Below are 21,640 nucleotides of genomic sequence, written 5' to 3'. Positions count from 1 at the left end.
GCCTTTGCGCACCCTGCATCACCTCGGCAGGATGGCGCCATGCCCTCCTCCGTGCTGGACCTCGCGCCCGTCGTCCCCGTGGTCGTCGTCGAGGACGCCGCCGCTGCCGTGCCGCTGGCGCGGGCGCTGGTGGACGGCGGGCTGCCCGTCATCGAGGTGACCCTGCGGACGCCGGCCGCGCTGGACGCCGTCCGGGCGATCGCCGACGCGGTCCCGGAGGCGGTGGTCGGTGCCGGTACGGTCCTCACGCCCGCGCAGGTGACGCAGTGCGTCGCGGCGGGGGCGCGGTTCCTGGTCAGTCCCGGGTGGACGGACGGGCTGCTGACGGCGATGAGCGCGTCCGGGGTGCCGTACCTGCCGGGGGTGTCGACCGCCTCGGAGGTGGTGGCGCTGCTCGAACGCGGGGTGCGGGAGATGAAGTTCTTCCCGGCGCAGGCGGCGGGCGGCACGGCGTATCTCAGGTCGCTCGCCGGTCCGCTGCCGCAGGCCCGTTTCTGCCCGACGGGCGGGATCGGCCCGCAGAACGCGCCGGAGTACCTCGCCCTTCCCAACGTCGGCTGCGTGGGCGGCACCTGGATGGTCCCGGCGGACGCTCTCGCCGCCGGGGACTGGGCCCGGGTCCGGGAACTGGCCCGGACCGCGGCGGCGCTCAGGGACGCAGGTGGGACGTGTCGTTGAAGAGCCGTACGCTCGCGTTGCCGTCCGCGTAGTACGCCACCGCGGAGAGCGAGGCCGCCGACAGTTCCATCCGGAACAGGGACTGGAGCGGGGCGCCGAGGGCGAGTTGCACGAACGTCTTGATCGGCGTGACGTGCGTGACGAGCAGGACCGTGCGGCCCGCGTAGGCCGCGACCAGCCTGTCGCGGGTGGCGGCGATCCGGGCGGCCGTCTCGGCGAAGCTCTCGCCGCCGCCGGTGGGACGGGCCGACTGGTCGGCCAGCCAGGTGGTCAGGTCGTCGGGGTGGCGCTCGCGGACCTCGCCGAAGGTGAGTCCCTCCCAGGCGCCGAAGTCCGTCTCCTTGATGCCCTCCTCGATCGTGACGTCGAGGCCGAGGCGCTCGGCGACGGCCGCGGCGGTCTGCCGGGTGCGGGTGAGCGGGGAGGCGAGGATCGTCTCGATCGTGCCGCGGCGGGCGAGCGCCTCGGCGGCGCGCTGCGCCTGCTCCAGGCCGACGGGAGAGAGTTCCGGGTCGGTGCCGCCGCTGCCGGAGAAGCGTTTCTGGGGGGTGAGGGGGGTCTCGCCGTGGCGGAGGAGGACGAAGGTTGCGGGGGCGCCCATGTCTGGCGACGAGGCCCAGCCGACGGTGGGCTTGGCCGCTGTCGCCACGTTGCGCGCGGCGCGGGAGTCGACGTGGGGTGCTTCGGCAGTCGTCACAGTGCCGGTGCGTGGGGGCTGGTCGCGCCCACGCGGCGGAGCCGCAAATGTCTCAGCCCCGCGCCCCTCACGGGGCGCTGTCCCCGCCGTCGGCGACAACTTCGCGTCCGTGCCGCCCGCGTCCAGCTCAGCCGTCGACGCCGATGCCGACCACTGCTCGCCCCGCTTGCCCGCGTCCATCGCCTCGTTCGCCAGGCGGTCCGCGTGCTTGTTCTCGGCGCGGGGAATCCACTCGTAGGTGACCTGGTCCGCGGGGAAGACGCGGCCCGCCTCCATCGCGAGCGGCTTCAAGTCGGGGTGTTTGATCTTCCAGCGGCCGGACATCTGCTCGACGACCAGCTTGGAGTCCATGCGGACGTGGACCACGGCGGCCGGGTCCAGGTCGTGCGCCGCGCGCAGGCCCGCCAGCAGGCCGCGGTACTCGGCGACGTTGTTGGTGACGACGCCGAGGTACTCGGCCGCCTCCGTCAGCGTCTCGCCGGTCGCCGCGTCGACGACCACCGCGCCGTAGCCGGCCGGCCCCGGGTTGCCCCGGGAACCGCCGTCCGCCTCGACGATGAACTCCCTTGCCACGTACGCCCCTTAAGAGTTCCTACAGACCCGAGTCGCTGGTGCGCACCAGGATGCGGCGGCAGTTCTCGCAGCGGACCACGGTGTCGGGCGCGGCCTTGCGGACCTCGGCCAGCTCGGTGATGGCGAGTTCCTGGCGGCAGCCCTGGCAGGTGCGGGCGTACAGCTTGGCCGCGCCGATACCGCCCTGCTGCTCGCGCAGCTTGTCGTAGAGCTTGAGGAGGTCCGCCGGGACCGAGCCCGCGACGACCGCGCGCTCCTTGGTCACGGTCGCCGTCTCGGCGTCGATCTCCTCGGACGCGGCGTTCCGGCGGCCGGTGGCCTCGTCGATCCGGCCCTGGACCGCGCCGACCCGCTCGGTCAGCTCGGCGACCCGCTCCTGCACGGACTCGCGGCGCTCCATGACCTCCAGGACGACGTCCTCCAGATCGCCCTGGCGCTTGGCGAGGGAGACGATCTCCTTCTGGAGGTTCTCCAGGTCCTTCGGGGAGGTGACCGCGCCGGAGTCCAGGCGCTGCTGGTCGCGGGCGGCGCGCTGGCGCACCTGGTCCACGTCCTGCTCGGCCTTGGTCTGCTCGCGGGCGGTGTCGCTCTCCTCGGTCTGCCCGGCCACGAGCAGGTCGCGCAGCTGGGTGAGGTCCTTGGTCAGCGACTCGATCTCGGCGTGCTCGGGCAGCGACTTCCGCTTGTGCGCCAGCTGCTGGAGGCGTACGTCCAGGGCCTGGACGTCGAGGAGTCGGATCTGGTCGGCGGGCGCTGCGTTCAGTTGGGGGCTCCAAGGGACGGTGAGTGGCTGGTCCAGGGGTCGGTGACCGTCTTGGAGACGTGCACGCGCAGATCCCAGCCGTGGCGGTCGGAGATTTCGTCGAGCTGGCTGGCGGCCAGCTCGCACCAGGGCCATTCGGTGGCCCAGTGCGCCGCGTCGAGCAGCGCGAGGGGGCTGTGGGCGACCGCTTCCGACGCCGGGTGGTGGCGCAGGTCGGCGGTGAGGAAGGCGTCCACGCCGGCGGCGCGTACGACGTCGAAGAGGCTGTCGCCGGAGCCGCCGCTGACGGCGACCGTGCGGACGAGGGCCTCGGGGTCGCCGGCGACGCGGATGCCCTGCGCGGTGGCGGGCAGGCGGGCGGCGGCCCGGTCGGCGAGCTCGCGGACGGTGACCGGGTGGTCCAGTTCGCAGATCCGGCCCAGGCCCCGGCGGCCCTCCGGGTCGGTCGGGTCCGGGACCAGGGGGCGTGCGACGCGCAGGTCCAGGGCGCCGGCCAGCGCGTCGGAGACGCCCGGGTCGGCGGTGTCGGCGTTGGTGTGGGCGACGTGCAGCGCGATGTCGTTCTTGATCAGGGTGTGCACGACCCGGCCCTTGAAGTGGGAGGCCGCGACCGTCGTCGTACCGCGCAGGTAGAGCGGGTGGTGGGTGACCAGCAGGTCGGCACCGAGCTTCACCGCCTCGTCGACGATCTGCCGGACCGGGTCGACGGCGAAGAGGACCCGCGTGACCTCCTGGTCGGGGTCGCCCACGACCGTACCGACCGCGTCCCAGGACTCGGCCCGCTCGGCGGGCCACAGGTTGTCCAGCGCGGCGATGACTTCTGACAGACGGGGCACGGGGAAAGGCTACCTGCCTGTTCCGCGGGGCCGTACCTGCTCGCCCGCGGGAAGCCACGCTCAGCACACCTGCCCCCGTTTCCTCAGGCGAATCGCCGAGTGTGCACCCGTATGTGTGAAGCCCCCGTCGGCCGCTCCCCCGCCTGTGCGTGCGAAAACTAGCTTCGTGGCCGGAGGTGACCGAACGATGACGGCCTGTGCGATCGAACCCTCGGCCTCGGACGAGGAAGACAGCGCGCCGGGGGCGGGCTGCACCATCACGGTGGACGGGGCGTACGCGGCCCGGCTGGCTCAGCAGGATGGTTCCTGCTTCCCGGAGCGGTGGACGCTGGACGGCCCCGAGCCGTACGCCGTCCCGCTCCCCGGCAACCAGCCGGAGGAGCCGGGCACGGAGGTGCAGCCGATGGGCGACGGGCGGGTGCTCATCCGCCGGCTGGTGGACGGACGGCACCACTTCGCCCTGCTGTACCCGACCGGACCGGGCACCGGTGAGCTGCCGCTGGGCGCACTGGAGTGCCCGGACGGGCCGGACGGGGGTGCCTCGCTACGGCTGCTGCCGCCGGCGCCGGGGGGTGTGCGGGCGTACGCGCTCGCCGTGGGGCCGCGTTCCTCCACCGTCTGGCTGGTGGCGGGCGGTGCCTTCGGGCCGGAGCGGCTCGCGGTGGTGCCGGGGCGCTGCTCGGGCGGGGTCTGGCTGGACCGGGCCGGGCGGATGCTGGCCCTGGACCGGGAGCTGGGTGGCCGGACCAAGGCGGTCGTGGTCGATCTGGAGCGCGCCGGCGAGGTGTCGCCGCTGCTCCAGATCGCGGCGGAGAGCGACGACCGGCTGCTGCTCGCCGACCCGGACAGCGGGCTGATCCTGGTCGGCTCGGACGCGCCCAGCCCCGGGCAGGAACGATTGGGCTGGGGGGTCCTCGGCAGCACGCTGCCGGTGCGCTTCCCGGAGAGCCTGCGGGTGCCGGAGTGCCCGGACTGCGTGGTGACGCCGTTCGCCGTGCAACCCGGGCAGGTGCTGGTGCCGGAGGGCTGCGGGGTGGCGCTGCGGATCGACGGTGCGCTCGGCAGCTGGGTGGGTGCCTGGCGGCCGAGAGCGCGCAGGATGTGTCATCTCCCGGCGCCCGAGGGGTGGTTGGCGGGCGCCGGGAGATGGACGCAGGACGGGGTGCTGCTGCTGCCGTACGCCACGGGGGAGGTCCCGTGCGGGCTGGTGGCGGTGGCGGTGCCCTGGGGGGAGACGGGGGGCTCGGGGGAGACGGGGGAGCACGGGGGGCGCGGGGGGCGCGGGGGGCGCGGGGGGCCGGGGGACGCGGGCCCGGGGGATCCGGTTCATGACGGCGCGGCTGCCGGGGCGTCGGGTACGCCCGGGGAGCCGACGGAACCGGATCCTCCGGAGCCTGCGGTGGCCCGCCCGGTGCCCCTGCAACAGGCCCCGTTGGCCCGGCTTGTAACGAACTAGCACCGGTCGGCGTGCCCGCCTGGATCGGCCCCGCGGTACGCCCGATAAACTCGGCGCGCTGTAGAAAGATCATGTTGACGGGGTGAATTCTTCCGATGAGCGACGCCAGCACGTCCCAGCCGCTGTCCGCCGACCTTCAGGAAACGGACGGCCACGGCAAGCACCGCGGTCATGTCTCGGGGCAGGAGAGCGAGACGGCCCCCAGCGGCCGGCACCGCAAGCCGGAGCCGGCCGAGTCGGCGGCCTGACGGGGACACGTACGACAGCGGCCTCACCCTTTCGGGGGTGGGGCCGCTGTCGTTTGCCGTCCACCGCTTTCCTGGCTGCTCCCCTGCAGCCTGCTCCCCTGCTCCCCTGCTGCCTGATGTCCCTGTGCCTGACGCCCTTGCGCCTACTGCCGTTTCAGCGCCAGCACCTCCGCCGCCGCGAACGTCTCCCCCGCCGGCCGGTCCGCGTAGTGCGGGGTGAGCAGGGCGTCGAGCTCGTCGTAGCCGAAGGTGTCCTGCTTGCTGTCGAACCTGGCCTGGACGCGGGGCCGTTCGACGATCGCGACCATGCCGCCGTGCACGACGAACAGCTGGCCGTTGATCCGCTCGGCGGCCGGTGCGGCCAGGTAGCCGACGAGCGGGGCGACATGCTCGGGCGCCAGGGGGTCGAGTCCCTCGGCGGGCTGCTCGAACCCGGCGAAGACGTCCTCGGTCATCCGGGTGCGGGCGCGCGGGCAGATCACGTTGGCGGTCACGCCGTACTTGGCGAGGGCGAGGGCGGTGGAGGTGGTCAGGCCGACGATGCCGCCCTTCGCGGCCGCGTAGTTGGGCTGCCCGGCGGAGCCCGCGAGGAAGGCCTCGGAGGAGGTGTTCACGATCCGGCCGTAGACCTTCTCGCCGCCCGCCGCCTTCGACCGGTCCCGCCAGTGCGCGGCCGCGAAGCGGGTGGTGTTGAAGTGGCCCTTGAGGTGGACCCTGATCACCGAGTCCCACTCGTCCTCGGTCATGGAGAAGACCATCCGGTCGCGCAGGATGCCGGCGTTGTTGACGAGGATGTCCAGCTTTCCGTAATGGGCTGTCGTCAGTGCGAGAAGGTCTCGCGCCTGTGCGAAGTCGGCGACGTCCCCGGTGTGGGCGACCGCCCGGCCGCCCGCCGCCCGGATCTCCTCGGCGACCTGCTCGGCGGGGGCCGCGGAGGCCGCCCCCGAGCCGTCCCGGCCCGGCTGTCCGAAGTCGTTGACGACGACCGCCGCGCCCAGCCGGGCCAGTTCCAGCGCCTCGGCACGGCCCAGGCCCCGGCCCGCGCCGGTGACGATCGCGCTGAGCCCGTCGAGCGGCCTCTCCGGCATCGACATACGGTGGCCCCTCCTCAGATCTCTATGCAGGTACGCAGGGCGCTGCCGGTGCGCATCTGGTCCAGCGCCTCGTTGATCTCCGACAGCGGCACCCGGTGGGTGATCAGGCCCTCCAGGTCGATCCGGCCGGCCCGCCACAGGGCGATGGTGCGCTCGTAGGAGCGGACCACGTCCCCGCCGCCGTACATGGACGGCAGGATCCGCTTCTCGTCGAAGAACAGCTCGAACATGTTGAGCTGGAGGTGGTCGTCCATGGCGCCCGCGCCGACGATCACGAGGGTGCCGCCGCGCCGGGTGTTCTCGTACGCGGTCCGGGCGGTGGCGGACCTGCCGACGACCTCGAAGACGTAGTCGAAGCCCTCGCCCGCGGTGACCTCCTGCTTGGCGCCGGGCAGCTCGTCCGGCGAGACCGCCTTCGTCGCCCCGAACCTGAGCGCCGCCTCGCGCCGCGACTCGACCGGGTCGACGGCGACGATCTCGGCCGCGCCCTTGAGCCGCGCGCCCTGGATCGCCGAGATCCCGACGCCCCCGCAGCCGATCACGGCGACCGACGAACCGGCCTCCAGGTCGGCCGTGTTGAGGGCGGCGCCGAGCCCGGTGGTGACACCGCAGCCGATCAGCGCGGCGATGTCGAAGGGCACGTCGTCCGGGATCGGCACCGCGCACCCGGCGTCGACCACGACCTCCTCGGTGAAGGTGCCGGTGCCCGCGAAGCCGAAGATGTCCGCGCCGGAGCGCCGGAAGTTGGGGGTGCCCGCGTTCATGAAACCGGCCAGACACAGCTCGCTCTGGCCGCGCTTGCAGGCGGGACACGCCCCGCAGGCCGGGAGCCAGCACACGACCACCCGGTCGCCGGGCTTCACCCGGGTGACGCCCTCCCCCACCTCCAGGACCTCGCCCGCGCCCTCGTGGCCCGGCACGAACGGGCCCGGCTGCGGCAGCACCCCGCTCATCGCCGACAGGTCCGAGTGGCACAGCCCCGTGGCCCGCACCCGGATCCGCACCCTGCCGGGCCCGAATCCCACCGCCTCGACGTCGTCGAGGACGTCCAGCTTCTCCTGGCCGATCTCGTGCAGTACGGCTGCGCGCATGGTGCGGCTCCCCTCGCCTGCTCAACTACCCAACTGATCAGAAGTGTTCGACGATCGTGTCGGCGAGGACGGGCGCGTCCTCCCGCTCGACGGCGCTGACGGCGACCCGGACCTGTCCGTCGCCCCGCCACATGCGGATCCGGAGCGTCTCCCCCGGGTACACCACCCCGGCGAACCGGGTCGTGTACGACCGCACCCGGCCGACGTCCCCGGCGAGCAGCGTGTCCACGACCGCTTTGAGCGTGATCCCGTAGGTGCACAGCCCGTGCAGGATGGGCCGGTCGAAGCCGGCGCGCTTGGCGAAGTCCGGGTCGGCGTGCAGCGGGTTGTAGTCGCCGGAGAGGCGGTAGAGCAGGGCCTGGTCCTCGCGGACCGGGCGCTCCACGGTCCGGTCGGGCTCGCCGGTGGGCGGCTCCGCCCGGGTCGAGGGGCCGCGGTCGCCGCCCCAGCCGCCCTCCCCGCGGACGAAGATCTGCGCGTCGTTGGTCCACAGCCGGCCGTCGGCGTCCGCGACCTCGGTACGCATCACCAGCACGGCCGCCTTGCCCTTGTCGTACACGGCGGCGATCCGGCCGGTCGCGGTCGCCGTACCCCCGGTCGGGATGGGGCGGTGCAGGGTGAGGGACTGGCCGCCGTGCAGCACCCTGGCGAGGTCGACGTCGATGCCCGGCATGGCCAGTCCGCTGATCACCCCGGGCGAGCCGGCGCCCGCGACGGTGGCGAAGCTGGGCAGCACGTGCAGCCGGGTCTCCAGGGTGTAGCGCAGTTCGTCGGGGTCGGTGGCGGGTCGGCCCGCGCCGATGCCGAGGTGGTAGAGCAGGACGTCCCGGCGCTCCCAGTTGATCTCCCCGGTCCGGGGTTCGGCGGCAAGGGCCTTGGCTGCGTCGATGGGCATACGGCTCCTGAGGTGTCTCAAGACCTCGGCACGGCCGTCCGCACCGTCGGCCGCACCGAGGTCGTCCACGGGGCGGTCCAGGGGGTGTCCGGCGGATCACGTCGGTGTCGCGGGCCCTGGCAGGCGCGGCTGCCGCACCAGATCCCGCTCGGCCCGGCCGGCAGGCGACGTCTCCTGCGGCCGACCTGATCCGCCGGACCCTCCCTAGAACGCGTTCCAGTCCAGCGCCCCTTGTATAGCCCAGCGCCCGTGACTTGTGAAGGCTCCTGACGGTGTGTCAGTTCGCCTGACGCCCGGGACATTTGTCCTGTCGAAGTCCGTACGTGCGGATCTGCCGGGCGGGCGGGCCGGATTCGTAGCGTCGTACCCATGACACAGACACAGTGTGCCGCCGTGGCCTTCGCGGGCGCGGTCAAGGCCTTCGGCGCGGTACGCGCCGTGGACGGTGTCGACCTGAACGTGGCTCGCGGCGAGACGGTCGCCCTCCTCGGCCGCAACGGAGCGGGCAAGTCGACGACGATCTCGCTGCTGCTCGGCCTCACCGAGCCCGACGAAGGCAGCGTCCGGCTCTTCGGGGCGCCGCCGGAGCGGGCGGTGCGGGCGGGCCGGGTCGGCGCGATGCTCCAGGAGGCGCGGGCCGTGCCCCGGGTCACGGTGCGCGAGCTGGTCGGCTTCGTCGCCGGGCGCTATCCGGAGCCGCTGCCGGTGGCCCGGGCCCTGGCGCTGGCCGGGATCGCCGAACTGGCGGACCGGCGGGTGGACCGGCTGTCCGGCGGCCAGACCCAGCGGGTCCGGTTCGCCGTCGCCCTCGCCGGGAACCCCGCGCTGCTGGTGCTGGACGAGCCGACGGCCGCGCTGGACGTGGCGGCACGGCACGCGTTCTGGGCCTCCATGCGGGGGCTGGCCCGCCGCGGCCACACGGTGCTGTTCTCCACGCATCACCTGGAGGAGGCCGACCGGTACGCCGACCGGATCCTCGTCATCGACCGCGGCCGGATCGTCGCGGACGGCACCGGTGAGCAGCTCAGGCGCTCGGCCGGCGGCGGCCTGGTCGCCGTCGACCTCGCCGGCCGTGCGACGGACGGCCTGGAGCGGCTGGCCGGGGTGCGCTCGCTGGAGGTCCGCGGCGACCGGGCCCGGTTGCGCACCGACGACCCGGACGCCACGGTGCTCGCGCTCGCCGCGCTCGGCGCGATACGGGGCCTGGAGGTGGCCCCGGCGTCACTGGACGACGCGTTCCTGGCACTGACGGCGCCCGAGCCGGAGCCGGCGCCCCTCACCGCACCCGCGACGGAGGCCGTGTGATGCTGGACTATCTGCGCCTTGAGGTGCGCCGTACCCTGCGGGACGCCGGATTCGTCGTCGGCGGGATCGCGATGCCCGTGCTGATGTACCTCCTGTTCACCAACCTCGGTGCGGACGACGGAACCTGGAAGACCGGGGCGATGGTCGGGATGGCCGGGTACGGGGCGGTCGGCTCCGCGCTGAACACCGGGGGCGGGGTCGCCGAGGACCGGGCGATCGGGTGGCTGCGGCAGCTGCGGGTGACGCCGATGACCTCGCGCCAGGTCGTCGCCGGCCGGGCCCTGACCGGTTCGGTGACGGTGCTGCCGGCGATCGTGGCGGTGCTCGCGGCGGGCGGTCTGGTCAACGGCGTACGGCTGGCCGCCTGGCAGTGGGCGGCGATCGCGGTGCTGCTGTGGCTGGGCTCGGTGCCGTTCACCCTGCTGGGCCTCGGCAACGGCTACCGGCTGACCGGGCAGACCACCGGCGTGGCGAACATGGCCTGCAACCTCGGTCTCGCGGTGCTCGGCGGGCTGTGGTTCCCGGTCGCCCTGTTCCCCGCCTGGCTGCGCTCGGTCTCGGTGTACACGCCCACCTACCGCTTCGCCCAGCTCGGCACCTCGGTGGCGGACGGCCGTGCCCCCGTGCCCGGGGCGGTCGCGGTGCTGGCCTTCTGGCTGCTGGCGTTCGGTTCGTACGCTGTGCTGTCGTACCGCCGGTCCGGACGGACCGGCTGACCGGGGGAGCGAGAGATGTACTGGATGCGAGGAGTCCGCTGCCGGCTGCGCGACTGGCGGGCGGCGCAGGAACGGTGGAAGGCGGACATGCGGGCCTTCCGGGCCGCGGAGAAGGAGGCGCGCCGGACCGGCGCCGAGGTGCCGGAGCAGCCGGGTCCGCCGCCGACCGCGTTCTCCCTGCTGCCCTGGCTGCTGATGGGGCTGGGCGCGTTCTCCAACCTGTTCCAGGGCAAGACCGCCGATCCGTGGGTCGGCGGCCTGGGACTGCTCACCTTCAACTCCCTCTACATCTATGTGGCGGCCCGCGCCTTCGTGAAGGAGAAGCGGCAGGCGCCCTCGACACGGGTGGCGCTGGTCGCGATGGCCGCGGTCACCTGCGGCCTCGGCGGCGGCTACGGCGGCAGCTGGCTGCTGTTCTTCCCGCTGCTGGGCCTGGCGACGGGCGCGGCGCTGCGGGGCGAGCAGCTGCGCTGGGCCGGTCTGGCCGTCGCCGTGCTCGCCGGTGCGGTCTCCGCCGCCCGGGACGGCTGGAGCGGCCTGAACATCGCGTACGCCACCTGGATCTCGACCATGGTGACGGCGGCGATCCTCGGCCTCTCCGAGGCGGTACGGGAACTGCGCGCGGCCCGCGAGCAGTTGGCGCACCAGGCCGTCGAGAAGGAGCGGCTGCGGTTCTCCCGTGACCTGCACGACCTGCTCGGCCACACCATGTCGGTGATCGTGGTGAAGTCGGAGGCGGCCCGGCGGCTGGCGCCGCGGGACATGGACGCGGCGCTCGCCCAGATCACCGACATCGAGTCGGTGGGCCGGCAGGCGCTCACCGAGATCCGCGAGGCCGTCAGCGGCTACCGCGAGGGCAGCCTCGGCACCGAACTGGACCGGGCCCGCTCGGTGCTGGACGCGGCCGGGGTGGAGCCGGTGGTCGGCCGCTCGGGCGCCCCGCTCGCCCCGCAGACCGAGGCGCTGCTGGGCTGGGTGGTGCGGGAGGCGGTCACCAACGTCGTACGGCACTCCGGCGCGAGCCGCTGCGAGATCACGGTCGACGGCAACGCCGAACGGGTCCGCCTCACCGTCGCCGACAACGGCGCCGCCGCCGGTCCCGCCACCGGGCCCGCCGACGGGCCGCGTCCGGAGGGCGTCGGCGGGACCGGGCTGAAGGGGCTGACCGAGCGCCTCGCGGCGGCGGGCGGCTCCCTCAGGGCCGGCCCGGCGCCGCGCGGCGGCTTCACGGTCACCGCGGAACTGCCCACCGAGGCGCTGGAGCTGCTGACCTCAGCGGCTCCTACGGCGCCCACGGCGAGCTGACGGCCCAGCTCACGTCGTCGGTCCAGGACGTGGCGCTGTCCCAGGCGTTGGACCCGCCGTCGCTCGCTATGTAGAGGTTGTAGTTGTAGTGGCGGAGGTATTTCGTCGGGTAGTTGTACGACGCGAAGGACGTGCCCGTACCGCTCTTGCCGGTGGTCGGACAGAACGTGGCGTCCTGTCGGTACGTGGTGGTGCCGTCCATGGGCTGCCGGTAGATCTTGAAGTTGTAGTGGCGCAGGTAGTCGCCGGGATAGTTGCGCGACTCGAAGGAGACGCAGGAGCTGCTCGCGAGGCCGGGGCGGACGATCCAGGTGGCATCGCTCTTGTCCAGGGCGGAGCTGCCGGAGGTGATGGCGGACAGCACGCCGGCGTTGTTCTGGTGGCGGACGAAGTCGGTGGTGCAGCAGGACGTGGTGGCCTGGAGGGAGATCTCCGAGGCGGAGCCGAGGGTCCCGGTGGTGCCGGTCGCGCCGCCGTAGCCGACGGAGACGATGTTCGACTGCACGGCGTCGTCGGCGGCGTCGGTCGGGATGCCGGACGTCATCACGCCCTCGAAGAAGGAGCCGATGGAGCCGTTGCTGTTGTCTCCGCCGGTGCCGAGGACGATCGCGCCCTCCTGGTGCATCGGCGAGTAACCGCTGCTGGTGCTGGGTTCACCGCCGGAATATGTGGTGGTGAGACCGCCGGATTGCGCGTTTCCCCATTTCAGTGCGAAATGGTCCTGGCCGTTGTTCTTCAGCAAAGCGGTGACGAAGGGTATCGCGCCGGTGCCGGTGTTGGACGAGTTGGTGCTGTAGCCGAGGTTGGACTCGAACAGCCCGTTCTCCAGGTCCGCCTGCACCCAGGGGCCGGAGCCGTAGCAGGGCGAGAACCAGCACTCGGTGCCGAAGTTGATGGCGTCCATGTGGCCGTTGCCGGTGTCCTTGTTGTTGGTCTCGGCGTTGCCGTAGTCGAAGCAGCAGCTGCCGTTGACATGGGTGCCGGAGGTGACCATGTACATCCCCTCGGCGGCGCCGTTGGTGGCGACTCCCGAGGTGGCGTTGTCCCGGTAGCCCATGCCGGCCGAGATCTCCAGGCCGTAGACCTGGTGCCCGCCGACGGTCACCGGCAGTGCGTCCGCCGGGGCGCCGACATCGGCCGCGCCGGCCCCGCCCGCGCCCTCGACGGTGAGGTCGTTGTGCTTGCTGGACTGGTCGTAGATCCGGGTGATGATGCAGGTCGTACCGGCGCAGAAGGAGTTCTGCGCGGCCGCGTTGGCGTAGCCTCCGGTGGCCAGCAGGCCGATGTCGGCCGTGGCGCTGTCCGAGGCGCGCTGCACCTGGTAGAGGGAGCCGCTGTACGACGAGTACAGCGCCCGGACCATGCTGTGCGCGGCGACGCACGGGGTGCCGGCGGCGGCGTAGACGTCACACGGCAGCGAGCTCGCGGCGGACGCCTCGGGGGCGCCGGCCCCGACGACGAGCGCGGCGACGGTCACGAACGCCGCGAGCACGGACAGTACGGCTCTCCTGACGCGCGGCGGACAGGAGCGCAGGGCTCGTACAGGCACTGAGAACACGATGCACCTCTTCTTCGGTTCCTCGTAGGGCGGTGCGGGTCCTGTCCGGTATGCCGAACATTGTTCGATCGAAATACCGAACCTATTCAGCTGTCGAAATACCGACCATTCGCCGGTCATTCGGGAATTGCAGAGGTGATTGTTTGAGCACGGTCAAGTTCCGTCAAGCCCTGCGGCGCGGAACAATAACCACTCTTTAATTGCCAGGCCCGGGGCTAGGCTTGGGCCGTGTACGAGCCTGCGAACGAGATGCCCCGGGACCACCGGCCCGCCAAGTCCATCAGGGTGCTGCTCGCCGAGGACCAGGGGATGATGCGCGGGGCTCTCGCCTTACTGCTCGGGATGGAGCCGGACATCGAGGTGGTCGCCCAGGTCGGGACGGGCGACGCGATCACGGACGCCGCGCTGGTGCACCGCCCCGACGTGGCCCTCCTCGACATCGAACTGCCGGGCATCAGCGGCCTGGACGCGGCGGCGGAGCTGCGCGAGCAGGCGCCGGACTGCCGGGTGCTGATCCTCACCACCTTCGGCCGGCCGGGCTATCTGCGCCGGGCCATGGAGGCCGGGGCGGCCGGGTTCCTCGTCAAGGACGGGCCGGTGGAGGAACTGGCCCAGGCGATCCGGCGGGTGCTCACCGGGGAGACCGTGGTCGACCCGGCGCTCGCCACCGCCGCGCTCAGCGCCGGGCCGAACCCGCTCACCGCCCGCGAGTGCGACGTGCTGAAGGCGTCGGTGGACGGCGCGACCGTCGCCGACATCGCGGCGAAGCTGCATCTGTCGGAGTCGACGGTCCGCAACTACCTCTCCGCCGCGATCGGCAAGACCGGCACCCGCAACCGCACGGAGGCGGTGCGGGAGGCCCGGCAGCAGGGGTGGCTGTGAGCCACAGGGGGGACCGGCGGGCTACTTGACCACCTCGGCCGTCTTGGGCCGGACCCCCTGGGGCGCCAGGCAGACGTACCAGCTCACCGGGGATCCGGCGGCGGTGGTGGGCCGGGCGAAGTGGCTCGTGCCGTTGTCGAAGGTGCACTCGACCAGCCGGGCGGTGCTGGCGACCATGCCCACCACGAGCCGGTTCGCACCCTCGCCGTCCTCCTCGGTCAGGGGCACCCCCGCCGACTCCAGCTCATGCCCGGTCAGCTTCTCCCACTTCGTCACCGTGTCGAACATGATGGGCCTCAGCGGCTCGTCGCCGTAGTACAGGCCCGTGTAGTGCGACGTCTTGCCGACCAGCTCGTCGAGCCGGGGCAGCGCACCGCCGTCGATGCCGAACTTCCTCATCGCCTTCAGCTGCTCGGCCGCCTCCGCCCGGTCCCGCGGCGCCGCCCAGACGGAGAGCACGACCCGCCAGCGCTTGCCCTGGTCCGTGCCGTGCGCCAGCTCCGACACCTGGGGCACCGTCACATCGCTCACCTGGTGCGCGACCTGAGCCCGGTGCTCCCCCGGCAGCCCGGTCACCGCCAGTGTCGCCCCCGCCGAGCCCGCCAGCACCACCACCGCCGTCGCCGTCGCCACCGCCCACCGGCGGGTCCGGCGGCGTCGGCCGCCGCGCAGGACCGCCTGGACGGGGGCCGTGCCGATCTCGACGCCGTCCGTGGCGTCCGCGAGGAGGAGGGCGATGTCCGCCTCTGCCTGTGTCATGTCGTGGTTCTTCCGGTCCGCGCTCATCAGTTACGCCCTCCCTGCGTCACCATGTCGGCCAGTCCCGGTATGGCACGGAGTTTCGCGATCCCCTTGGCCGCGTTGCTCTTGACCGTGCCGACCGAACAGCCCATCGCCTGTGCCGTCTGGGTCTCCGTCAGGTCCTCCCAGTAGCGCAGCACCACCGCCTCCCGCTGCCGCGGCGGCAGCTGGGCGAGCGCCCTGAGCAGGGCGCTGCGGTCGTCGGCCTGGGCGATCCGGTCCCCCGTGTCCGGCACCTCGCGCACCAGGCCCGAGTCGTCCTTGGGCGCCAGGAACTCCTTGAGCTTCCTGCGGTGCCTGCGCGCATGCGCGTTGATCATCACGCGCCGTGTGTACGCCTCCGGGTCGTCGGCCGAGCCGACCCTGCGCCAGGCCACGAAGACCTGCTCCAGCGTCGTCTGGACCAGGTCCTCGGCGGCGTGCTGCTCTCCCGTGAGGAGAAAAGCCGTACGCAACAGCCGCGGCCAGCGGCCGATCATGAAGCTCTGGAACTCCTCGTCCCGAGCGTCTTTCCGCTCCCCCATGGGCACCTCCTAGATGTAAGAAGGAGTCCCCGAGCCGCCCGGACCGTTGCCCGCCGCACCAGAACTCTCCTGGACCGCGGAGACCGGCCGGCGCGGCAGCCACAGCAGCATCAGCACCGCCCCCGCCAGCAGCACCCCGGTGCCGACGCGGAAGGCCGTGGCGTACCCCGCCGTCAGGGCGGCGGCCCCGCCGTCCCCGCCGGTCCGGGACGCCGCGATCGTCGACAGCACCGCGAGTCCCAGCGAACCGCCCATCGTGCGCGAGGTGTTGACCAGCCCCGAGAGCAGACCGGCCTCCGTCGGCGCCGCCCCGGACGTGGCCAGCGCGGCCAGCGGGGTCGCGGCCAGGCCCGCGCCGAGCATCATCAGGATCCCGGGGAACATGATGGCCGTCGCGAAGGCGCCGTGCGGGCCCATCGTCGACTGCCAGGCGAAGCCGGCCGCCGCGACCAGCGTGCCGGTCACCGCCACCGTCCGCGTCCCCGCCCGCCGCAGCAGCCGGGGCGCCGTCTTGGAGCCGACGAGCACCGCCACCGAGCTGGGCACCAGGGCGAGACCGGCCTCCAGCGGGGTGTAGCCGAGGGCGTTCTGGGCGTAGAGCGTCATGAAGTACCACATGCAGAACATCGCCGAACCGGACACCAGCATGGCCGCGTTGGCCGACGCCACCGACCGCCGGCCCAGCAGCCGCAGCGGCATCAACGGGGCGGCCGTACGCGCCTCGACGCACAGGAAAAGAGCGAGCAGCACGAGCCCGGCGACGGAGCAGGGTCCGGGCCGCCGTCCAGCCGGCCGCCTCGGTCTGCGAGATGCCGTACGCCAGGGATCCGAGGCCCGCCGTCACCAGCAGGGCGCCGGGCAGGTCGAGCCGCCGGCCGTCCCCGGTCCGGCTCTCCGTCAGCCACCGCACGGACCCGGCGAGGACCAGCGCGCCCACCGGCACGTTGGTCAGGAGCACCCAGCGCCACGACAGGCCGTCCACCAGCACCCCGCCGACCAGGCCGCCGGCCGCGCCGCCGCCTGCGCCGACCGCCGTCCAGGTGGCGATCGCCCGCGCCCTGGCCGGCCCCTCCGGCACGGCCGCCGTGAGCAGGGTCAGCGTCGAGGGCGCCAGCACCGCCGCGCCGAGACCCTGCACGGCGCGGGCGAGCAGCAGCTGCCAGCCGTCCTGGGCCAGCCCGCCGCCGAGCGAGGCCAGCGTGAACAGGCCGAGCCCGACCAGGAACATCCGCTTGCGGCCGTACAGGTCACCGGCCCGCCCGCCGAGCAGCATGAACCCGGCGAAGGCGATGGCGTACGCGTTCACCACCCTCCCCCAGAGGGGGGACCCCCAGCAAAAGCAAGGAACTCAGATCCAGGTCGGCGCGCATCGACGGGAGCGCCACGTTCACCACGGACACGTCGAGCACGACCAGGAACTGTCCGGCACACGCCAGCGACACCACCAGCCAGGTGGGGGACGCGGTACCGCGGGACATGCGTGAGGTGTCCGCGGCTTCCAGCATGGGCGTCATGTTCTCAAGCCGGTTACGGTCCTTGCATCGGCTTTTCGTCCCGTCCGGCCCTCGGCCGGACGCCCTAGTCCACCCGTCGCAGGAGCGTCACCACCGCCGCGCCACCCAGCCCGATGTTGTGCGCGAGCCCCACCCGGGCCCCCGCCACCTGCCGGTCTCCCGCCGCGCCGCGCAGCTGCCACACCAGTTCGGCGCTCTGGGCGAGACCGGTCGCGCCCAGCGGGTGCCCCTTGGAGATGAGCCCGCCGGAGGGGTTCACCACCCAGCGTCCGCCGTACGTGGTCGCGCCGGACTCGACGAGCTTGCCCGACTCGCCGACGGCGCACATGCCGAGGGCCTCGTACGTCAGCAGCTCGTTGACGGAGAAGCAGTCGTGCAGTTCGACGACGTCGACGTCCTCGATGCCGAGGCCGGAGCGGTCGTACACCTGCCGGGCGGCCGCCCGGGACATCGGCTGTCCGACGACGTCGATGCACGAGCCCGACGCGAAGGACTCCTCGGTGTCGGTCGTCATCGCCTGCGCGACGATCTCGACCAGGCCGGTGAGCCCGCGGCGTTCGGCGAAGCGCTCGGAGACGACCACGGCGGCCGCCGCGCCGTCGGAGGTGGGCGAGCACTGGAGTTTGGTGAGCGGGCGGTGGACCGTGCGCGCGGCCAGGATGTCGTCGACCTCGTACACGTCCTGGAACTGGGCGTACGGGTTGAGGGCCGAGTGCCGGTGGTTCTTGGCCGCCACGGCGGCGAGCTGCGCCTCCGTGGTGCCGTACCGCTCCATGTGCTCGCGGGCCGCGTCGCCGAAGATCTGCGCGGTGGGCGGGGTCATCTCGAAGCCGTGCCGGGCGGCCATGACGCCGTAGTGCCGGGCGACCGGGGACGTCGCGAAGTCGCCGCCGTCGGCCCCGCTCCCGAGCGCGCCCCGCTTCATCTTCTCGAAGCCGAGGGCCAGGACGCAGTCGGCCGCCCCGCCCTCGACCAGCTGGCGGGCCAGCATCAGGGCGGTCGCTCCGGTGGCGCAGTTGTTGTTGACGTTGTAGACGGGGATGCCGGTGAGACCCAGCTCATAGGCGGCGCGCTGGCCGGCGGTGGAGGGCTGGAAGCAGTAGCCGACGGGAACCTGTTCCACCTCGGCGTACGAGACCCCGGCGTCGGCGAGTGCTGAGCCGCCGGCCTCCCGGACCATGTCCCAGTACTGCCAGTCCCGGCTCTCGGGCTTCTCGAACCTGGTCATCCCGACCCCGGCGACATACGCCTTCACAGCAGCCATGACGCGGGAGATTAGAACACGTTCCACAAATAGGCCAGACCCTGACGGCGGATCAGAAACCCATGGGACGGTCAAGGATTCGTTAGCAGCTCGAAGCAACGGAATAGTTGCCTATGCATACGAGGTTTACCGGACACTTATGCGTCGCGGACGCGCGCGTACCGATTCTCTGCCTGCTCTTCCCGTCACTCTCTCGGCCCGGAGGCCCCACTCAATGACGCACACGACGACCGACCAGCCCGCCCGGGGCGCGAGCGGGGCCGTGGTCCCGGTCCTCGCCTTCGCGGGCATCGTGGTCGCGGTGATGCAGACCCTGCTCGTTCCGGTCATCAAGGACCTCCCGCAGCTGCTGGGCACCGAGCCCAGCAACGCCACCTGGGTCCTGACCTCGACGCTGCTGTCGGGCGCCGTGGCCACCCCGATCATGGGCCGCCTCGGCGACCTCTACGGCAAGCGGCGGATGCTGATCCTGAGCCTCGCCGTGATGGTGGTCGGCGCGCTGGTCAGCGCGCTCACCAGCGACCTGCTCACGATGATCGCGGGCCGTACCCTCCAGGGCTTCGCGATGGGCGCGATCCCGCTGGGCATCGGTCTGATGCGGGACATGCTGCCGCGCGAGAAGCTCGGCTCCGCGATGGCCCTGATGAGCTCCTCGATCGGCGTCGGCGGTGGCCTCGCGCTGCCCGCCGCGGCCCTGGTCGCGCAGCACATGGACTGGCACGCCCTGTTCTACGGCGCCGCCGGCCTCGGTGTGGTCTCCATAGCCCTGACCCTCCTGGTCGTCCCGGAGTCCCCGATGCGCGCGAAGGGTTCCTTCGACGTGGTCGGCGCGCTGGGCCTGTCCGCCGGTCTGGTGCTGCTCCTGCTGCCCATCACCAAGGGCAGCGACTGGGGCTGGTCGTCGGGCACCACGCTCGGCCTGTTCGCCGCCTCCGTCGCCGTCCTTCTCCTGTGGGGCCTGTTCGAACTGCGCCACTCGGCCCCGCTGGTGGACCTGCGCACCACCGCCCGCCGCGAGGTGCTCCTCACCAACCTGGCCTCGATCATGGTCGGTGTCAGCTTCTACGTCGTCTCGCTGGTCCTGCCGCAGCTGCTGCAGCTCCCGAAGGCCACCGGCTACGGCCTCGGCCAGTCGATGGTCAGCGCGGGCCTGCTGGTCGCCCCGCTGGGCCTGACGATGATGTTCACCGCCCCGGTGTACGCCCGGCTCTCCGCCAAGTACGGCCCCAAGACCACCCTCATCCTCGGCATGCTGATCATCGCGATCGGCTACGGCTCCGGCCTCGGCCTGATGAGCGCGGCCTGGCAGAGCCTGGTCATCGCGGTCGTCCTCGGCGCGGGCATCGGCCTCGCCTACTCCTCCCTGCCGGCCCTGATCGTCGGCGCGGTCCCGGCGTCCGAGACGGGCGCGGCGAACGGCCTCAACACGCTGATGCGGTCCATCGGTACGTCCGTCTCCAGCGCCGTCATCGGCATGGTGCTGGCGAACACGGCGAACCACGTGGGCGGCGTCGCCGTCCCGACGATGCACGGCTTCAGGGTCTCGTTCCTGATCGCGACGGCCGCGGTGGCGGTGGGTGTGCTCCTCGCGGTGTTCCTGCCGAAGCGGAGCCTGCCGGTCCAGCACACCCAGCTGCGGGCCAGCAGCGAGGAGGAGGTCGCGCTCGCCCACGCCGAGGAGGCGCTGCGGGGCTTCCGCGGCCGTGTCCTGGACGCCCAGGGCGTGCCGGTGGCCCGCGCCAAGGTCACCCTGATCGACCGGCGGGGCCGGCAGGCCGGGGCGACGCTGTCCGCGGAGGACGGCACGTACGCGCTCGCGGTGCCGGCCGAGGGGGTGTACGTGCTGGCCGCGAAGGCAACGGGCCACGGCCCGCTCGCCTCGTCGGCCACCCACGCCGGGGACGACCGCACCATCGCCCTGGACCTGGCACTGCCCGGGGAGACGGTCAGCGCGTGACACCCGGTGCGTGAGCGGCCGCGAGAACACCGCGCCCGCCCACGCACCCACGGCCCACCGCGGCACGGCCCACGGCACCGCCGTACCGGCCGCGGGCGGGGGCGAGACGGGCGCGGCCGCACCGACGCACCGACGCACCGACGCACCGACGCACCGACGCACGGGACGCCCGACACCGGCCGAGCCCCGGGATCTCACGCCACGAAAGCGAACGACGCACGGACGTGTGGACCCGCCGGGCACGCGAACCGGCAGACCGGCCGAACGCGCGGACCCGCAGACCAACCGGACGCGCGGACCCGCAGACCGGCCGAACGCGCGGACGCGGGCACCCGGTCGCTCGGGTATGTGGGGGGCAGGGGTCGGGAGGGGGGCGCTCAGGGTGTCGCGATGCCGGATCGACCGAAGTCGGCGACGGTCGGTGCCCCCATCAGGGCCATGACCTCCTCGAACTCGCCCATGAGCAGGCGCAGGACGCCCGTGACGCCCTCGGTGCCGGAGTGGGCGAGGCCCCAGAGGGCGGGACGCCCGATCATGACCGCGTCGGCGCCCAGGCACAGGGCCTTGGCGATGTCGGCGCCGTACCGTATCCCGCCGTCGAGCACGACCCGGCAGCCTCCCGCCACCGCGTCGACGACCTCCGTGAGACAGTCCGGGGCGCTCCGGGCGAAGTCCAGCTGCCGGCCGCCGTGGTTGGAGACGACCAGCCCCGAGACCCCGTGCTCGACGGCGAGTCGGGCGTCGTCCCCGGTGAGGACGCCCTTCAGCACCAGCGGCAGGGACGACACCTCGTGCAGCCAGGCGAGGTCGTCCCAGGTGACAGAGGAGTCGAACTGCTCCGCCGAGTGCCGGGCGATGGCCGACTCCCCGGCCCGGCTGCCGTGCGAGGCGGCCATGACCTCCGCGGCCAGGTTGACCGCCCGGATGCCGGACGGCACCGCGAACCCGTTGGCGGCGTCCCGCGGGCGGAACGCGACCCGGGGAGCGTCGACCGTCAGGACCAGCGCCCGGAAACCGGCGGCCTCGGCCCGCCGGATCAGGTCCGCCATCAGGTCCCGGCGCCGGAGCCAGTAGAGCTGGAGCCACAGGGGCCCGGTGGCCGCGGCGGCGATGTCCTCCAGCGTCCGGCTGGCGAACATGCTGACCGTCAGAAGCGCCCCCGCGTCGCCCGCGGCCCGTGCGGTCGCCACCTCGCCCTCGGGGTGGGCCAGCCGGTGGTAGGCCATGGGCGCGATGCCCAGCGGCGCGGCCAGCCGCGCACCCAGCAGCTCGGTACCCGGGTCGCAGCGGGAGACGTCGACCAGACAGCGCGGCCGCAGCCGGATGCGGTCCAGCGCGTCCCGCCCCGCCGTCAGCATCGACTCGGTGCCGCTGCCGCCGGCGAAGAAGTCCCACACCGGCCCCGGCAACCGCTCCTTGGCCGCCGCCTCGTAGGTGTGCAGCGCCAGCACCACGTCTTCTCCGCTCGCCGTACGGTCCATGG

General features: G+C 72.9%; 19 protein-coding genes and 1 pseudogene. 8 read left to right on the top strand and 12 right to left on the bottom strand.

The genetic code is table 11. The features are described from left to right. Positions 1-39: 39 nt before the first annotated feature. Positions 40-678 (top strand): bifunctional 4-hydroxy-2-oxoglutarate aldolase/2-dehydro-3-deoxy-phosphogluconate aldolase, encoded by a 639-nt coding sequence (eda, locus tag IEZ11_RS00485; protein WP_189260492.1) that lies wholly within the window; start codon positions 40-42, stop codon positions 676-678. Here the strand turns inward: eda and IEZ11_RS00480 are convergent. Genes IEZ11_RS00480 through IEZ11_RS00470 form a run of 3 tightly spaced genes read right to left on the bottom strand, consistent with a single transcriptional unit; the run spans position 650 to position 3,547 of the window. Next, positions 650-1,948 carry a bifunctional RNase H/acid phosphatase gene (locus IEZ11_RS00480; protein ID WP_189260491.1) on the bottom strand — a complete coding sequence of 433 codons (1,299 nt, stop codon included), beginning with the start codon at positions 1,946-1,948 and terminating at the stop codon, positions 650-652. The genes eda and IEZ11_RS00480 overlap by 29 nt on opposite strands. A gap of 19 nt (positions 1,949-1,967) precedes the next feature. Further along, a complete protein-coding gene (locus tag IEZ11_RS00475) occupies positions 1,968-2,711 on the bottom strand; it encodes a zinc ribbon domain-containing protein (RefSeq protein WP_189261078.1) in 744 nt (247 codons plus the stop codon). Beyond that, positions 2,708-3,547 (bottom strand): Nif3-like dinuclear metal center hexameric protein, encoded by an 840-nt coding sequence (locus IEZ11_RS00470; RefSeq protein WP_189260490.1) that lies wholly within the window; start codon positions 3,545-3,547, stop codon positions 2,708-2,710. The genes IEZ11_RS00475 and IEZ11_RS00470 overlap by 4 nt, the downstream gene beginning before the upstream one ends. Positions 3,548-3,734: 187 nt before the next feature. Here IEZ11_RS00470 and IEZ11_RS00465 point away from each other — a divergent pair, with 187 nt between their 5' ends. Together IEZ11_RS00465 and IEZ11_RS00460 are read left to right on the top strand one after the other, a co-directional pair. Beyond that, positions 3,735-5,003, top strand: a complete 1,269-nt coding sequence (locus tag IEZ11_RS00465; RefSeq protein ID WP_189260489.1) for a hypothetical protein — start codon at positions 3,735-3,737, stop codon at positions 5,001-5,003. Positions 5,004-5,098: 95 nt separating this feature from the next. Beyond that, positions 5,099-5,251, top strand: coding sequence for a hypothetical protein (locus IEZ11_RS00460; RefSeq protein WP_189260488.1), 153 nt, complete (start codon positions 5,099-5,101; stop codon positions 5,249-5,251). Positions 5,252-5,394: 143 nt separating this feature from the next. Here the strand turns inward: IEZ11_RS00460 and IEZ11_RS00455 are convergent, their stop codons facing one another. From IEZ11_RS00455 to chsH3, 3 genes are read right to left on the bottom strand one after another with little or no spacing between them, the layout of a single operon-like run. Next, positions 5,395-6,345 carry a 3-oxoacyl-ACP reductase gene (locus tag IEZ11_RS00455; protein WP_189260487.1) on the bottom strand — a complete coding sequence of 317 codons (951 nt, stop codon included), beginning with the start codon at positions 6,343-6,345 and terminating at the stop codon, positions 5,395-5,397. 14 nt (positions 6,346-6,359) lie between these two features. Continuing rightward, complete coding sequence (locus IEZ11_RS00450; protein ID WP_189260486.1) at positions 6,360-7,436, bottom strand: Zn-dependent alcohol dehydrogenase; 1,077 nt, start codon at positions 7,434-7,436, stop codon at positions 6,360-6,362. Between the two features lie 37 nt (positions 7,437-7,473). After that, positions 7,474-8,331, bottom strand: a complete 858-nt coding sequence (gene chsH3, locus IEZ11_RS00445) for an enoyl-CoA hydratase ChsH3 (RefSeq protein ID WP_189260485.1) — start codon at positions 8,329-8,331, stop codon at positions 7,474-7,476. A 369-nt stretch (positions 8,332-8,700) separates the two neighbouring features. Between chsH3 and IEZ11_RS00440 the strand changes: the two genes are divergently transcribed. Genes IEZ11_RS00440 through IEZ11_RS00430 form a run of 3 tightly spaced genes read left to right on the top strand, consistent with a single transcriptional unit; the run spans position 8,701 to position 11,657 of the window. Next, positions 8,701-9,636, top strand: a complete 936-nt coding sequence (locus IEZ11_RS00440; RefSeq protein WP_189260484.1) for an ABC transporter ATP-binding protein — start codon at positions 8,701-8,703, stop codon at positions 9,634-9,636. Continuing rightward, a complete protein-coding gene (locus IEZ11_RS00435) occupies positions 9,636-10,352 on the top strand; it encodes an ABC transporter permease (RefSeq protein WP_189260483.1) in 717 nt (238 codons plus the stop codon). The genes IEZ11_RS00440 and IEZ11_RS00435 overlap by 1 nt, the downstream gene beginning before the upstream one ends. 15 nt (positions 10,353-10,367) lie before the next feature. Next, positions 10,368-11,657: a sensor histidine kinase gene (locus tag IEZ11_RS00430; RefSeq protein WP_189260482.1), complete on the top strand. Its 1,290-nt coding sequence runs from the start codon at positions 10,368-10,370 to the stop codon at positions 11,655-11,657. Here the strand turns inward: IEZ11_RS00430 and IEZ11_RS00425 are convergent. Continuing rightward, positions 11,635-13,206: an alpha-L-arabinofuranosidase B gene (locus tag IEZ11_RS00425; protein WP_189260481.1), complete on the bottom strand. Its 1,572-nt coding sequence runs from the start codon at positions 13,204-13,206 to the stop codon at positions 11,635-11,637. The genes IEZ11_RS00430 and IEZ11_RS00425 overlap by 23 nt on opposite strands. Before the next feature lie 258 nt (positions 13,207-13,464). Between IEZ11_RS00425 and IEZ11_RS00420 the strand changes: the two genes are divergently transcribed. Then, a complete protein-coding gene (locus tag IEZ11_RS00420; RefSeq protein ID WP_189261077.1) occupies positions 13,465-14,097 on the top strand; it encodes a response regulator transcription factor in 633 nt (210 codons plus the stop codon). 21 nt (positions 14,098-14,118) lie between these two features. Here the strand turns inward: IEZ11_RS00420 and IEZ11_RS00415 are convergent, their stop codons facing one another. The 4 genes and pseudogenes from IEZ11_RS00415 to IEZ11_RS00400 form a co-directional block, all read right to left on the bottom strand. Next, positions 14,119-14,883: a hypothetical protein gene (locus tag IEZ11_RS00415; RefSeq protein ID WP_229712750.1), complete on the bottom strand. Its 765-nt coding sequence runs from the start codon at positions 14,881-14,883 to the stop codon at positions 14,119-14,121. Then, positions 14,883-15,422 (bottom strand): SigE family RNA polymerase sigma factor, encoded by a 540-nt coding sequence (locus IEZ11_RS00410; RefSeq protein ID WP_189260480.1) that lies wholly within the window; start codon positions 15,420-15,422, stop codon positions 14,883-14,885. The genes IEZ11_RS00415 and IEZ11_RS00410 overlap by 1 nt, the downstream gene beginning before the upstream one ends. A 9-nt stretch (positions 15,423-15,431) precedes the next feature. Further along, a pseudogene (locus IEZ11_RS00405) lies at positions 15,432-16,936 on the bottom strand (MFS transporter). Positions 16,937-17,000: 64 nt separating this feature from the next. Beyond that, positions 17,001-18,200, bottom strand: coding sequence for a lipid-transfer protein (locus IEZ11_RS00400; protein WP_189260479.1), 1,200 nt, complete (start codon positions 18,198-18,200; stop codon positions 17,001-17,003). 214 nt (positions 18,201-18,414) lie between these two features. On the opposite strand from IEZ11_RS00400, the gene IEZ11_RS00395 reads away from it, so the two are divergent. Beyond that, positions 18,415-20,157: an MFS transporter gene (locus IEZ11_RS00395; protein WP_189260478.1), complete on the top strand. Its 1,743-nt coding sequence runs from the start codon at positions 18,415-18,417 to the stop codon at positions 20,155-20,157. 377 nt (positions 20,158-20,534) lie between these two features. On the opposite strand, the gene IEZ11_RS00390 is transcribed toward IEZ11_RS00395, so the two are convergent. After that, positions 20,535-21,638, bottom strand: a complete 1,104-nt coding sequence (locus IEZ11_RS00390) for an alpha-hydroxy acid oxidase (protein ID WP_189260477.1) — start codon at positions 21,636-21,638, stop codon at positions 20,535-20,537. Positions 21,639-21,640 lie beyond the last annotated feature (2 nt).

Source organism: Streptomyces fuscichromogenes, from assembly GCF_014645815.1.
Classification (GTDB): domain Bacteria; phylum Actinomycetota; class Actinomycetes; order Streptomycetales; family Streptomycetaceae; genus Streptomyces; species Streptomyces fuscichromogenes.
The sequence above is the reverse complement of the archived record's forward strand: the minus strand, read 5'-3'. Positions and strand labels throughout refer to the sequence as shown.

Coding starts and splice junctions, on each gene's coding strand:
- eda (WP_189260492.1), top strand. CDS start 40: ATGCCCTCCTCCGTGCTGGACCTCGCGCCCGTCGTCCCCGTGGTCGTC.
- IEZ11_RS00465 (WP_189260489.1), top strand. CDS start 3,735: ATGACGGCCTGTGCGATCGAACCCTCGGCCTCGGACGAGGAAGACAGC.
- IEZ11_RS00460 (WP_189260488.1), top strand. CDS start 5,099: ATGAGCGACGCCAGCACGTCCCAGCCGCTGTCCGCCGACCTTCAGGAA.
- IEZ11_RS00455 (WP_189260487.1), bottom strand. CDS start 6,345: ATGTCGATGCCGGAGAGGCCGCTCGACGGGCTCAGCGCGATCGTCACC.
- IEZ11_RS00450 (WP_189260486.1), bottom strand. CDS start 7,436: ATGCGCGCAGCCGTACTGCACGAGATCGGCCAGGAGAAGCTGGACGTC.
- chsH3 (WP_189260485.1), bottom strand. CDS start 8,331: ATGCCCATCGACGCAGCCAAGGCCCTTGCCGCCGAACCCCGGACCGGG.
- IEZ11_RS00440 (WP_189260484.1), top strand. CDS start 8,701: ATGACACAGACACAGTGTGCCGCCGTGGCCTTCGCGGGCGCGGTCAAG.
- IEZ11_RS00435 (WP_189260483.1), top strand. CDS start 9,636: ATGCTGGACTATCTGCGCCTTGAGGTGCGCCGTACCCTGCGGGACGCC.
- IEZ11_RS00430 (WP_189260482.1), top strand. CDS start 10,368: ATGTACTGGATGCGAGGAGTCCGCTGCCGGCTGCGCGACTGGCGGGCG.
- IEZ11_RS00420 (WP_189261077.1), top strand. CDS start 13,465: ATGCCCCGGGACCACCGGCCCGCCAAGTCCATCAGGGTGCTGCTCGCC.
- IEZ11_RS00415 (WP_229712750.1), bottom strand. CDS start 14,883: ATGAGCGCGGACCGGAAGAACCACGACATGACACAGGCAGAGGCGGAC.
- IEZ11_RS00410 (WP_189260480.1), bottom strand. CDS start 15,422: ATGGGGGAGCGGAAAGACGCTCGGGACGAGGAGTTCCAGAGCTTCATG.
- IEZ11_RS00400 (WP_189260479.1), bottom strand. CDS start 18,200: ATGGCTGCTGTGAAGGCGTATGTCGCCGGGGTCGGGATGACCAGGTTC.
- IEZ11_RS00395 (WP_189260478.1), top strand. CDS start 18,415: ATGACGCACACGACGACCGACCAGCCCGCCCGGGGCGCGAGCGGGGCC.
- IEZ11_RS00390 (WP_189260477.1), bottom strand. CDS start 21,638: ATGGACCGTACGGCGAGCGGAGAAGACGTGGTGCTGGCGCTGCACACC.